The sequence below is a fragment of the Sphingosinicella microcystinivorans genome, from assembly GCF_027941835.1.
Taxonomy (GTDB): Bacteria; Pseudomonadota; Alphaproteobacteria; order Sphingomonadales; family Sphingomonadaceae; genus Sphingosinicella.
In genome coordinates, this window is the sequence record NZ_CP116005.1 from 742,169 (window position 1) to 755,396 (window position 13,228).

Annotated in this window: 8 protein-coding genes; all 8 read right to left on the reverse strand. The window is 72.3% G+C overall.

The features are described from left to right. Positions 1-21 precede the first annotated feature (21 nt). The 8 genes from addA to PE061_RS03625 all read right to left on the reverse strand — a co-directional run bounded on the left by addA (position 22) and on the right by PE061_RS03625 (position 13,017). Positions 22-3,330: a double-strand break repair helicase AddA gene (addA, locus tag PE061_RS03590; protein ID WP_271257797.1), complete on the reverse strand. Its 3,309-nt coding sequence runs from the start codon at positions 3,328-3,330 to the stop codon at positions 22-24. Continuing rightward, positions 3,327-6,224, reverse strand: coding sequence for a double-strand break repair protein AddB (gene addB / locus PE061_RS03595; protein ID WP_271257798.1), 2,898 nt, complete (start codon positions 6,222-6,224; stop codon positions 3,327-3,329). Before addB ends, addA begins: the two co-directional genes overlap by 4 nt. Next, positions 6,217-6,978, reverse strand: a complete 762-nt coding sequence (locus PE061_RS03600) for a nucleotidyltransferase family protein (protein WP_271257799.1) — start codon at positions 6,976-6,978, stop codon at positions 6,217-6,219. Before PE061_RS03600 ends, addB begins: the two co-directional genes overlap by 8 nt. After that, positions 6,975-7,991 (reverse strand): aminoglycoside phosphotransferase family protein, encoded by a 1,017-nt coding sequence (locus PE061_RS03605; protein ID WP_336297016.1) that lies wholly within the window; start codon positions 7,989-7,991, stop codon positions 6,975-6,977. The genes PE061_RS03600 and PE061_RS03605 overlap by 4 nt, the downstream gene beginning before the upstream one ends. Then, on the reverse strand, positions 7,979-8,419 hold the full coding sequence (gene tsaE / locus PE061_RS03610; RefSeq protein WP_271257800.1) for a tRNA (adenosine(37)-N6)-threonylcarbamoyltransferase complex ATPase subunit type 1 TsaE: 441 nt from the start codon (positions 8,417-8,419) through the stop codon (positions 7,979-7,981). The genes PE061_RS03605 and tsaE overlap by 13 nt, the downstream gene beginning before the upstream one ends. Continuing rightward, entirely contained in the window at positions 8,416-10,854 is a 2,439-nt protein-coding gene (locus PE061_RS03615) for a PAS domain-containing sensor histidine kinase (RefSeq protein ID WP_271257801.1), read from the reverse strand. The genes tsaE and PE061_RS03615 overlap by 4 nt, the downstream gene beginning before the upstream one ends. Before the next feature lie 51 nt (positions 10,855-10,905). Next, entirely contained in the window at positions 10,906-12,294 is a 1,389-nt protein-coding gene (ahcY, locus tag PE061_RS03620) for an adenosylhomocysteinase (RefSeq protein ID WP_271257802.1), read from the reverse strand. A gap of 258 nt (positions 12,295-12,552) precedes the next feature. Next, entirely contained in the window at positions 12,553-13,017 is a 465-nt protein-coding gene (locus tag PE061_RS03625; RefSeq protein ID WP_271257803.1) for a hypothetical protein, read from the reverse strand. Between the last annotated feature and the right edge of the window lie 211 nt (positions 13,018-13,228).

Genomic DNA, 13,228 nt, shown 5'->3' on the forward strand with positions numbered 1-13,228 from the left:
CCTGAAAGGCGGGCTTTCAGGTCAATCGACGCGGATCAGGCGCAGCACCGCCGTGTAGAACAGCGCGGTTTCGACGCGGCGGCCGGGGAAGATGCGGGCGAGCGCGTCGCGGTAGGCGCGCATCTGGCGGAGGTGCTGGGGCGGCACGCCCGCGAGGTCCTGCGGCGGTTGCCGCCCGGTCTTGAAATCGAGCGCGCGCACGACGTCTTCGCCGACGATCAGCCGGTCGATGGTGCCGGTGATGACGACATCCTCGACGACCGCCGACAGCGGCGCCTCGGCATAGGCGCCCTCTGCGAACCACGGCGCGAGTTCGGGATCGGCGAGCGCGCCCGCGACCTCGGCGGCGACGGTGTCCGCGTCCTGATCGGGCGCGTTGCGGCGGAGCCACGCGCGCATCGCCGCCTCGCGGTTTTCCGGAGCGACGCCGCCGATCCGCTCGAAAAGCCGGTGCAGCACCTGCCCGCGCCGCGCGGCGGCGCGCAGCGCCGGGCCGGGCGGCGGCTCGGGCGGGTCGTCGTCCTGCGGGGCGGAGGGCGCGAGCGGACGCGGCGGGCGTTCCTCCTCCGGTGGCATCGCGAGCGCCCATGCGGGAATGGCGGGCGTGATGGGCTGAGCGGCTTTCGCAGGCGTTGCCACGGGCGCGGGCGTGCCGCTCGCGTGGCGCAGCACGTCGCCCCAGACGGGATCGTTGACGCTTTCCGCGCCGAGCGCCGCGAGCGCGTCGGCGACATGGCCGTGCCAGCTCTTCGCCTTCGAAGGCCGCTTGCCGAGCGCGCCGCCGACATAGAGCCGGTCCTCGGCGCGGGTGAGCGCGACGTAGAGCAGGCGCATGCGCTCCTCGCCCTCCGCGCGCGTCGCGGCCTCGTAAGCGGCGCGCGCGGGGCCGACGAGCGTCTTCGACGAGCCGAAGAACAGCGGCGCGGGGCCGAGGCCGGGAAGGTCGAGCGGCAGCGGCGGCTTCGCGCCCTTGGGCACGGCGGAGGCCGCGTCGGCGAGGATGACGATGGGCGCCTGAAGCCCCTTCGAACCGTGCACCGTCATGATGCGGACGGCGTCGCGCGCGGCCTCGGCGTCGCGCTTCACCTCCACGTCGTCCGCCTCGATCCACGACAGGAAACCCTGCAAGGACGGCGTGTTCGCGCCCTCGTAGGCGAGCGCCTGGTTGAGCAGTTCCTCGATGGGGTCGCGCGCCTCCTCGCCGAGCCGCGCGATGAGGCGCAGGCGGCCCTGCGGCGCGCCGGAGAGCACGTATTCGAGGAACTCGTAGGGCGCCATGTAGTCGGCGCGGGCGAGCACCTTGCCGAGCCAGTCCTCGGCGGCGCGGGCCTTGTCGTCGGTGCGGTCGCGCAGCGTGCGCCAGAGCGTGCCGCGCCGCTTGTACGCGAGGCCGTAGAGATCGTCCTGCGACCAGCCGAGGAAGGGCGAGACGAGCAGCGCGGCGAGCGAGAGGTCGTCGCCCGGCTGGAGCGCGAAGCGGACGAGGGCGAGCAGGTCCTGCACCGCGAGCGGCTGGGTAAGGCGCAGCCGGTCCGCGCCCGCCACCGGCACGCGCGCCGCCATCAGCGCCGAGACGAGCGCGGGCACGAGGCTGCCGCGCGAGCGCACCAGCAGCATGATGTCGCCCGCGGCGATCGGCCTGCCCTTCGAGGCCAGAAGCTCGCCGCCCTCCAGCCAGCCGGAAACCTGCCGCGCGATGTTCGCCGCGAGCGTGCGCTCCGCGTCCTCGGGGACGGCGTCCTCCGCATCGTCCTCGTCGATGGTCCCGGTGACGGGTGTCCACAACACCACCTCCCCTGCAGCGCCCGCACGGTGCGCCGCGTGGCGCGGGATGTCGCCCTCGATGCCGAACGCGGCAGGTCCCACGGTTTCCACCATCGTATCGACGACATCGAGCACGGCGGGCGCGGAGCGGAAGCTGAGCGCGAGGTCGATAGTCTCGAAGGGCTTGTCCGCGCTCAGAGCACGACGCTCGGCGGCGGCGCGCGCCGCCTCGAACGCGCGCGGGTCGGTGCCCTGGAAGCCGAAGATCGCCTGCTTGTAGTCGCCGACCGCGAACTGCGTGCGCGCGCCCGTCTCCGCCTCGTCGCGCGTGCCCGCGCCGGCGAAGAACTCGTCCGCGATCGCCTCCACGATCGCCCACTGCGCGGCGTTGGTGTCCTGCCCCTCGTCGACGAGGATGTGGTCGATGCGCTGGTCGAGCTTGTAGAGCACGAAGGGCGCGGCGAGCGTGGAGAGCAGGCGCGCGGCCTTGACGATGAGGTCGGCGTAGTCGAGCGCGCCCGCCGCCGCCTTGCGCGTCTCGTAGGCGGCGGCGAGCGTATGGCCGACGCGCAGGTGCAGCGCCGCCGTCTCGGCGAGGTCGAGCCCGGCGGCGAGATCGCGGACGGCGCCGACGACCGTGCAGAAACGCTCGTGGAGGTCGCCGAAGCCCTTGGGCGCGGCGCGGCGCTCACCGTCCTTGCGGAAGCCCGCGCCGACGAGATCGTCCAGAAAGTCGTGCCGCACCTCCGGCGCTGCGCCGAGCACGCGCGCCAGCGCGTCGGCGGCATCGAGGCCCGTCTTCGTGCCCCACGCCGCCATCGCCGCCGCATATTCGCGCACGGTCTCCCAGTCGAAGGCGTCGTCGGCGAGCGCGGCGGCGAGCACCTCGTCGCGGCTGCCCGCGCCGGGCAGGCCGAGCCCGCGCCGCACGAGGCCGCGCCAGTCGACCGCCTTGCCGTAGACGTCCTCGAACACGCCGCGCCCGGCGAGCAGCTTCGCGACCACCTCCTGCACGCGCGCCTCGCCGTTCTGCACCGAGAGCGCGGCAAGGTCGGCGAGCAGCGCTGCGTCGCCGTCACCGACACGTTCGGCGAGCGTTTCGGCGTGGATGCGGAGCGCACTCCGGTCGTCGAGCGTCTCGTAGCCGGGCGCGATCCCGGCCTCGAGCGGGAAGGCCGCGAGCAGCGCGCTCGCGAAGCTGTGCAGCGTCTGCACCTTGAGCCCGCCGCGCGTCTCCAGCGCCTCCGCGAACAGCGCGCGGGCGCGGCGGCACGTATCGGGATCGGACGGCGCGCCGATCGCGGCAAGCTCGGCGGCGAGCGTTTCATCGTCCGCGCGCACCCAGCGCGACAGCGTCTCGAAGATGCGCGTCTGCATCTCCGCCGCCGCCGCCTTGGTGAAGGTGAGCGCGAGGAGCCCGTCCGGCCGCGCGCCCGCGAGCAGCAGCCGCAGCACGCGCGCGGTGAGCACCTGCGTCTTGCCCGTACCCGCCGAGGCGGAGACCCATGCGCTGAGTTCGGGATCGGCGGCGCGCTTCTGTTCGGGGAGCAGGGGCCGGACGCTCATTTGCGCCCCCACCATTCGGCAAGGCGCGCGAGGTGGTCGTAGTCCTGCAAATGGACGGCGTATTCCGGCTTCACCTTCGCCTCGAACGGGCGGCTGCCCGCGAGATAGTCGCTGACCGCCTCGCGGAACGCGGCGCGGCAGGTCTCGATGAAGGCGGGGAGATCGCTCCACGCCGCCTTGTAGTGGCGCGCGCTCGTCGTTTCCTTGCCCGGTTCCCGGCCGCCGGAAAGCTTCCAGTAGGCGACCTCGACGACGCGCGAGGCGGGGCCGTCGAGCGCGCCTTCCTCGGCGAGCCATGCGAGGAGGCCGAGCTGCGAGGCGAGCCCGCCCGCGAGCCGCGCCTGCCGGGGGACGGCGCCGGTCTTGAAGTCGGCGACGAGCAGGCCCCCCGGCCCCGCCTGCACGATGTCCGCCTTGCCCTTGAGCGTGACGCCCGAAAACACGAACTCGCCGGAAACTTCCGAACGCACCGCGCCCCAGCCTTCCGCCTCGCGCGCCGCCATCAATTCCGCGACCCAGTCCAGCATCCGCACGATGCGCGGACGCCAGAGCGCGGCGACGAGCGGCTGGTCGGCGTGCGCCGCGATGGCGGCGTCGATCGCAGCATCGCGCGCGGCGGGATCGTGGAGCGTGCCCGCCCCCACCAGCGTTTCGATGACGGCGTGGACGATCGTGCCGCGCTCCGCCGCCGAGAGATCGGCGTCGAGCGGATCGAGCGGCCGCAGCCGCAGCATCTTCTCGGCGTAAAAGCTGTAGGGGTCGATCAGCAGGCGGTCGACCTGCGTGACGCTGATCGTCTTCGGGCGCTCGGCGGCGGGCGGCGCGGGGCGCGGACGCTCGGCGGGCAGTACCGTCTCGCGCGCGTCGAGCGCGGCGGCAAGCACGGGGAGATCGGTTTCCCATTCGGCATGATCGCCCGCGAAGGCGAGCAGCCGCAGCCAGAAGCGCGAGGCGACCGTCGGCGCGGAGGCGTCGCGGCGCGCGCGCGTCAGCAGCACGTGCGGCGCGGCGGCGGCAGCCGTGAAATCGTGCGCGGCGAGGCCGATGGCGCGCTCGGTTTCGGGAAGACCGAGGCGGCGGCGGATCGCGGGCGGTATCCACGGATCGAACGGATCGCCGCCGGGCCAGACGCCTTCATTGAGGCCGCCGAGGATCATCAGGTCGGCGCGCTGCAACCGCGCTTCGAGAAGCCCGTAGATGGCAAGGCGCGGGTGCTTGCCGAACGGCGGGCGCACGGCGACGTCGCCGAGCATGGCGCCCAGCAGCGCGGGCAGGTCGGCGGGCGGGATCGGCAGGCCCGTATCGCCGTGCTGCACCATCTCCGCGACCGTCTCGGCGGCGGCGCGCCCGGCGGCGCCTTCCCACACGCGGCCCTCGGAGATGTCCTCGGCGAAGGCGCGGAGACCGTCCGCGACATCGCCGAGCGCGCGCGGCTTCGCCATCAGCGCTTCCAGCGCATCGAGCCGGGGGCGGAGCGCCTGCCACCATGCCGCGAGCTGCTTGCGCTCGCTTTCCGGAAGCGCGCCCTGCGGCGGCGCCTTCACGCGCACGGCAATGCCCTTGAGACCGGCGGCTGGCCGCACGCCGCGCAGGGCAAGATCGAGGCGCCGCACCTCGTCGAGCCAGCCCAGCCGCGCCCTGCCCTCGCCCGGCCCGGCCAGCGGATGCTTCAAAAGCGCGAGCAGCGCGCCGGGCGAGAAACGCTGCGCGCCCGCCTCCAGCGCCGCGAGCAGCAGCGTGCCCGAAGGCGCGCGGGCGAGCGGCGTGCCCGCCGAATCGTCGACCTCGATCTCCCAGCGCCGAAGCTGCGCGGCGACGCGGCGGGCGAGGCCGCGATCGGGCGTGACGAGCGCGGCGGTGGCGCCGGGCGTATCGAGCTGTTGCCGCATGGCGAGCGCGATGACGCCCGCCTCCTCGGCCGGGTTCGCCGCCTCGGCGAAGCGGAGGCCGGGGAGCGAACCCGCAACGGGCCAGTGCGCCGTGCTTCCGGCGAGCGACAGCGCCGCGCCGATGGCCTGCGCGCGCGCCTCCGGGCCGTCGAGCGCGCTGTCTCCCTCCCACACGCGCACCTCGTCGCGGGCGATGCTCATCCGGTCGAGCAGATGCCAGAGGCCGCACTGCGGATGCGCCGGAAAGCGGCCGATCTCGTCCCAGTCGGCGGTATCGAGGTCGAGGCCCGGCAGCACGACCGCGCCCTGCGGCAGACCCGCGATGACGGCGAGCACGTCCGCGACCGCCGGGTCGGCGCTCGCCATGCCCGCCGCCACGACCGGCCGCGCGGGCGGACCCGCGCGCCAGCGGCGGGCGATGGCGGCAAGCAGCGCCTGCCGCCTTGCCACGCGGTCCATGAGGCCGCGCGCGGCAAGCTGCGGCGGCCAGGCCTCGACGACCACCTCGACGAACTTCAGCGTCGATTCCCAGTGCGCGCCGAGCTCGGCCATCGTCTCGTGGAGCCGCGCGGGCTCGATGCCTTCGAGCTGGAGCTGGTCGAGCGTGCGGGCGAGCGCGTCGGCAAGGCGCAGCGTCTCGACGCTGCTGCGCGCGCGTCCGCTGAGCTGCTGCCAGCGGTGGACGAGCGGCATCAGCAGCATCCGCCGCTCGAAGGACGCGATCGCGGGCTGCGTCTCCGCCTCCAGCGCCATCGCCTCGTCGAACAGGCCGAGCGCCTCGTCCTCGCCGACGTCGCCGATGGGGAGCATCCGCGGCAGCAGCAGCGCGCCGCCCGAGGCGCGCACGAACGCCTCCGTCACGGCGCGCACGGCGCGGCGGTTGGGGAGCAGCAGCAGCGCGCGGGGCAGGTCGCCCGCGCCGATGCGGCGCAGCATCCCGCCCGCGAGCGCGTCCGCGAAGGCGCGGTGCGCCGGGATCGTGAAGACGGCTTTGCGCTCAGCCATTGCCGAGCAGCGCCTCCGTCTCCTTCACGGCCTCGGGCGTGCCGACGTGGAACCACTGGCCGGTGTGCGCGATGCCGTAGAGCCGCCCGCTTTCGATTAGCCGGTCGTAGACGAGGTTCAGCGAGAAGGCGCCCTCGGGCACGTCCTCGAACAGCGAGGCTTTCAGCATCTGCACGCCCGAGAACACGAACGGCGCGACGCGCGCGCCGCGCCGCCGCGCGAGCAGCCCATCCGGCGCCATGTGGAAATCGCCGCGCCCCTCGTAGCCGTGCGCGCGGGCGAGCGGCACGACGAGCAGCAGCGCGTCCATGATCGCCGGGTCCCAGCGCCGCCCCATCTGCCGCAGCGTGTCGATCGGGCCGTCCACCCACATGTTGTCGCTGTTCACGACGAAGAACGGGTCGGCGCCGATCTGCGGCAGCGCCTTCGCGACGCCGCCGCCGGTCTCCAGCAGCGCGCCGCGCTCGTCGGAGACGGCGACGTCGAGATCGGCGGCATTGCGGGCGAGATGCGCCTCCACCTGCCCGGCGAGATAATGGACGTTGACGACGACGCGGCGCACGCCCGAGGCGCGGAGATTGCCCAACGCATGGTCGAGCAGCGTCTTGCCATGCACGCGCACCAGCGGCTTCGGGCGCGTCGCGGTGAGCGGCCGCATCCGCTTGCCGAGCCCGGCGGCGAGCACCATCGCGGCGGACGGCAGCGGCCCGTCCGGGTTGGGACGGAGCGACAGCGGCGCGCGGTGCTTTTTCACGCGTCCACCGCGAAGTCGCGGCGCACCGGCAGGGGCAGGTTCGCATCGAACCAGCGCGCCACGGGCGCAAGCGCCGGGTGCGCGAGATTGCGGTCGAGCAGCGACCAGACGCGCGGGATGTGGCGGAGGTAGCCGGGCTTGCCGTCGCGCCGCCACAGCCGCACGAACACGCCGAGGATGCGCGCCGCGCGCTGCGCGCCGAGCACGGCATAGCTCGCCGCGAAGGCATCGCGGTCGAATTCCGGCCGCGCGGCGAGGTAGCGGGCGACGAGTTCCGGTTCCAGCGCGGGCGGCACGTCGCGGCGCGGGTCCTGGACCAGCGACACGAGATCGTAGGCGGCGGGGCCGCGCATCGCGTCCTGGAAATCGAGCACGCCGACGCGGGCGAGGCCCGCGCGCCCCGGCAGCCACATCAGGTTCGGCGAGTGGTAATCGAGCTGGACGAGCCGGTCGTCGTGCGCGCGGGCGCGCGGCCAGACCTCGACCCACGCCGCCGCATAGGACGCGCGCAGGGCATCGTCCGCCGCGCCGCCCATGAGTTCCGGCCAGTGCCAGTCCAGCACCAGCGCGACCTCGCGCGCCATGCGTTCCTCGGCATAGGGGCCGACCGCGTGGCCCGCGACGCTTTCCGCCATCGGCTCGGCATGGAGATGCGCGAGCACGTCCGCCGCCGCGCGGTAAAGCTCCGCCTCGTCGGCGCCGCCTTCGATGGCGCGCACGAACATCGAATCGCCGAGGTCCTCGAGGAGCGCGAGACCCTGCTCCGGCGCGGCGGCGAAGACGCGCGGCACGCTGACGCCGCGCGCCTCGAGATAGGCGTCGATGGCGACGAACGCCGCGCAGTTCTCGTTCGGCGGCGGCGCGTCCATCAGCACGGCGCGGCGCGCACCGTCGCGCAGGCGGAAGTAGCGGCGGAACGAGGCGTCCCCGGCGAGCGGCGCGATTCCCGCACCGCCCCATCCGTTCGCCTCTAGGAAAGCGCGTGCCCCGGCGGGCAGGTTCAGATCGGCCATCGCGCTTCCCAAGCGGGCGGCACGCGCGCTGTCAAGCGGCGGCTCGCCTCCCCCGTGCCGGTGAGCGACAGGTGCAGCGCCTCAGGCCAGCGCGCGCCCGCGCGCTCCGGCCATTCGATGATGAGCGCGCCGTCCGCCAGGATCTCGTCGAGGCCGAGTTCCTCCACTTCGCCCGGGTCTTCGAGCCGGTAGAGATCGACGTGCCAGACCGGGAGGCGAACGCCGGGCGGTTCGTAGCTCTGCACGAGCGTGAAGGTCGGGCTCGGCACCTCGCCCGCGTGCCCCAGCCCCGCGAGGATGCCCCGCGCCAGCGCCGTCTTGCCCGCGCCGAGATCGCCCGAGAGCAGAACGACATCGCCCGGCGCGAGGCGGGCGGCAAGGCGGCGTCCGAAGGCGTCCGTCGCGGCTTCGCTCGCAAGCGCCGTCACGCCTTGTCCCCGTGACGGCGCGGGATGTGCAGGCTGACCGTCGTGCCCTCGCCGAGGCGCGAGTCGAGTTCCACCCGGCCGCCGTGCAGCTCGATGACATCGCGCACCAGCGACAGGCCGAGGCCGACGCCCTGGCTGGCGGTGGCGTTGGAGCCCTTGCGGAAACGGTCGAACACCAGTTCCTGCTCGTCGCCGGGAATGCCGATGCCGTTGTCGCTGACGCGCACGACGACGCTGTCGGCCGCGCTTTCGACATAGACGGCGGCGCGGCCGCCCGAAGGCGTGAAGCGGATCGCATTGTTCACGAGGTTGAACAGCGCCTGCTTCAGGCGCACCGGGTCGCCGTCGATGACGCCCGCGTCCTCCGGCACGCTGGTCTCGAACGCGAGGCCGCGGTCCTCGGCGAAGCCGCGCGTCATCGTCGCGACGCTTTCGACGAGTTCGCCCACCGCCACGGCGCGGATGTCGAGCGCGAGCGCGCCCGCCTCGGTGACGGCAAGGTCGAGGATGTCGTTGATGAGCAGTTGCAGCCGGTCCGACGAGATCAGGATCGAGCGGATATAGTCTTCCTGCTTCGGCGACAGGCTGCCGACATAGCCCTGCGCCAGCATCTCGGCGAAGCCGCTGATCGCGGTGAGCGGCGTGCGCAGTTCATAGGACATGTTCTCGACGAACGCCGACTTCTGCCGGTCCGCCGCCTCCAGCGCCTCGTTGCGCTCGCGGAGCGCATTTTCGATGCGCGTCGAGTCGGTGATGTCGAGGAAGGTGATGAGCGCGTTGCCGTCCGGCAGCGGCACCGCCGCATATTGCAGCACGCGGTCGCCCGCGAAATCGACGCGCCCCGCCTTCGCCTGCCGCCCCACGGTGGAGGCCTGGATGAGATCGCGCAGCAGGCCGAGCCACGCGTGCTCCTCGCGCGGCGGCGCGGCGGGATCGGCAAGCTCGTCGACGTGCGGCTTCGTCGCGAGGTGTCCCTCGTCGATGTTCCAGAGATCGGCGAACACGCTGTTGTAGAGCTGCACGCGCCCGTCGGCGGCAAACACCGCGACGGCCTCGTGGAGGTTGTTGAGCGTCGCTTCCTGCACGCGCAGCAGCGTGTCGCGCGAGCTGGCGAGGCGAAGCTGCTCGGAGCGGTCCTCGAAGATGAGGAGGAGCCCGCCGTCCGGACTCGGCTGCGCGATGACGCGGAGCACGGTGGTGTCGGGGAGCACCCACGTCTCCTCGGCGTTCTCCATCTGGCTGGTGAACCACGCGCGGCGCGCGCGGCGCCAGCTCGGGAAATCGCGCTGCTCGGGCAGGCGGCGCTGCTCGTGCATCCGCTCGAACAGCCGGTCGAACTCGGGGCCTTCGTCGAGGAACGGCGCATCGAGCCGGAACAGCGCCGCGAACGCCGTGTTCCAGAACAGGAGCGCCCGGTCCGCGCCGAAACGGGCGACGCCGGAGGAGAGGCGGTCGAACGTCGCGGTCTGCGCGGCGACGAAGCGTTCGAGCTCGCTCACCGCCTCGTCGCGCTCGCTGATGTCGATGGCGTAGCCCGCGACCTCGCCGGTCTCGAGCGGCGTGTCGATGATCCGCATCATGCGGCGCTCGCCGCCGACGATCGCCGGTTCCTCGCGCACCTGCGGCAGGCCGGTGGCGAGCGCCATGCGCGCCGCGGACTGCGGCGTCGCCGACAGCGGGTTCGATACGAGCTCGATGCCGAGCCGGACGGCGGCGGCGGGGCTTTCGGCCTCCACCGCCTCGGCGTAGGCGCGGTTCACCTGAACGAGGCGCTGATCGGCGCCGCGCCGCCACATCGGGATCGGCGCCGCGTCGATCACCGCGGTCGATGCGGCAAGCGTGCGCCTCAGCCCGTCCCGGTCCGCCTCCAGCGTCTCCGTCCGGCGGTGCGCGCCGCTCGAATCCGAGAACCACACGACGATGCCGCGATCGCCCGCGAGCTGCGGCGGGGCGGTCTTGCCCTCCGCCGTCAGCACGCGGTCGCCGACCGCCGAGACGATGATGCGGAACGGCGCGCCGGATATGGCGAGCGCCTGGATCGCCGCGCTCAGCGCCGAGAAATCGTCGGGCGAGAGGCCGCTTTCGCCGGTGCCGAGCAGGTCGTCGAGCCGCGCCACCTTGCGGTCGAGCCCGAGCCACGAGCGCAGCGCGTCCGAGCAGGAGGCCGCGCCGTCCTCGCCGACGACGAGATAGGCGCCGGGCGTGGTGGTGAGCAGGCCGCGCAGCCGCAGCCCCCACTCCTTCGCCATCTCCGCCTGCACGCGCGCGCGCGCCGAGCGGATCACCGCCCACACCGCGAACGCCAGCCACGCCGCGCCGATGATCGCGGTCGCCGTCACCGGCCAGCCGCGCTGCATCAGCGACACGGCCGCCGAGGCCGGTGCCGCGGGCAGCATCAGCAGGATCGCGAGGAAGGCGGAGGGGCGGAGCGTCACGGCGGCGACCTTAGACGCAGTCGCCGCCGGTTTGAATCCCTGTTGAGCGCGTCAGTAGCGGTACTGGTCGGTCTTGAACGGACCGGCGGCATCGACGCCCAGATAAGTGGCCTGCTCGCCCGAGAGCTTCGTCAGCTCGACGCCGAGCTTGTCGAGGTGCAGCGCCGCGACCTTCTCGTCGAGGTGCTTCGGCAGCACGTAGACCTCGTTCCTGTACTCGCCGCCGCGCGCGAACAGCTCGATCTGCGCCAGCACCTGGTTGGAGAAGCTCGCCGACATCACGAAGCTCGGGTGGCCGGTGGCGTTGCCGAGGTTGAGCAGGCGGCCCTGCGAGAGCAGCAGGATGCGCTTGCCGTCCGCGAATTCGATCATGTCGACCTGCGGCTTCACCTCGGTCCACTTGTAGTTCTTGAGCGCGCCGACCTGGATCTCGTTGTCGAAGTGGCCGATGTTGCCGACAATCGCCATGTCCTTCATCGCGCGCATGTGATCGAGCGTGATGACGTCCTTGTTGCCGGTCGCGGTGACGAAGATGTCGGCGATCGGCGCCGCCGTCTCCATGGTGACGACCTGGAAGCCGTCCATCGCCGCCTGAAGCGCGCAGATCGGGTCGATCTCCGTCACCATCACGCGCGCGCCCGCGCCGCGCAGCGAGGCGGCCGAGCCCTTGCCGACGTCGCCGTAGCCCGCGACGACGGCGACCTTGCCCGCCATCATCACGTCGGTGCCGCGGCGGATGCCATCGACGAGGCTTTCCTTGCAGCCGTACTTGTTGTCGAATTTCGACTTGGTGACGCTGTCGTTCACGTTGATCGCCGGGAACGGCAGCTTGCCCGCCTTGGCGAGCTCGTAGAGGCGGTGCACGCCCGTCGTCGTCTCCTCGGAGACGCCGCGGATGCTCTTCAAGGTCTTCGCGAAGAAGCCCGGCGAGGCGGCGGCGCGCGCCTTCACGACGCGCTGGAATTCCTCTTCCTCCTCGTTGGCCGGCGCGGGGAAGCTCTCGCCGGCCTCGATGCGCGCGCCCCACAGCACGAACATGGTGGCGTCGCCGCCGTCGTCGAGGATCATGTTGGCGGGCTCGCCCGGCCACTGGAAGGTGAGGTCGATGTAGTCCCAGTATTCGGCGAGCGTCTCGCCTTTAACGGCGAACACCGGGATGCCCTGCGCGGCGATGGCGGCGGCAGCATGGTCCTGCGTCGAATAGATGTTGCACGAGGCCCAGCGCACCTCGGCGCCGAGCGCGGTCAGCGTCTCGATCAGCGCCGCCGTCTGGATCGTCATGTGCAGCGAGCCGGTGATGCGCGCGCCCTCCAGGGGCTTCGCGGCGCCGTATTCGGCGCGCAGCGCCATGAGACCCGGCATTTCGGTTTCGGCGATGGCAAGCTCGCGGCGGCCCCAGTCCGCAAGGCCGATGTCCCGGACGATGTAATCCTGCGCCATGTGTTCGTTTCCTGTCCCTGGGTCTCGCGCGGAGAGCCGCGCGCATACGGGGCGGGATTAGGGGAGGCGCCGAAACAAGGCAAGAGAGAACATAAAGAACTCTTTATGTCCCGGAGAGAAAGTCGGCCGCGCGAACACGGAGCTTCGCGCGGCCGCAAGAGGCCGCCCGCCGCCGCCGCAAAAGGGGAGGAAAAACAGCGGCGACGGGCCGGTGGGACTGGGAAAACGGTAACGCGACGCGACGAGACTGAAACGATGTCAGGAGCAGGTGCGGCCGACGCCCTTGGGCGACGCGAACATCCTGTCGGCGATCGCCTCCACCTCGGCGCGGCCGAGGCCCGCGACCTGTTCGGCGAGCGCCGCGGTTTCCTTGCAGAACGCCGGATTCGCCGAGCCGGCCGAATGGCCGTTCGCCATCGCCGTGGTGAAGCGGTCGTAGTCGCGCGCCTTTCCGGCGCGGACGAAGTGCGTTTTCAGCACGTCGTTGTGCGCCGTGATCGTCGCGCGGTGCGCCTTCACGAAGCGGTTGTAGTGGCCGAGCACGTCGTACTCGGTGGAGCGGCACTGCAGCGCGCCGACCATCAGCAGCGTTTGCAGGTCGCGCACCTTGGCGGCCTTCACCGCCGCGCCGTTCCAGCAGTTCTGCGCGGCGGCCGGCGTCGCAAGCGACAGGGACAGCAGCGCCGCCGCACTGCCGACCAGCATTTTCTGGACTTTCCTCATGATGTGACCCCCAGCTGACGCGCCGGGAGGGACCCTCTTCTCCCGGCGACAGACGGGAGAGTGCGACTCGCGTGTAAATCAGGCCTTAAACGGAACGGTTGCCGAACGATTAAGCGCGAATGGCCGACAGTCGCGTGGTGCGTCCCTCGACTTCGCTCGGGATGAAGTCCCTTTGTGCCTCGTGGAAACGTGCATCATCCCGAGCGAAGTC

What these genes read in the sequence shown, in the direction of transcription:
- ahcY (WP_271257802.1), bottom strand. Translation starts at nt 12,294, where the DNA reads ATGGCGCAGGATTACATCGTCCGGGACATCGGCCTTGCGGACTGGGGC.
- addA (WP_271257797.1), bottom strand. Translation starts at nt 3,330, where the DNA reads ATGAGCGTCCGGCCCCTGCTCCCCGAACAGAAGCGCGCCGCCGATCCC.
- addB (WP_271257798.1), bottom strand. Translation starts at nt 6,224, where the DNA reads ATGGCTGAGCGCAAAGCCGTCTTCACGATCCCGGCGCACCGCGCCTTC.
- PE061_RS03625 (WP_271257803.1), bottom strand. Translation starts at nt 13,017, where the DNA reads ATGAGGAAAGTCCAGAAAATGCTGGTCGGCAGTGCGGCGGCGCTGCTG.
- PE061_RS03605 (WP_336297016.1), bottom strand. Translation starts at nt 7,991, where the DNA reads ATGGCCGATCTGAACCTGCCCGCCGGGGCACGCGCTTTCCTAGAGGCG.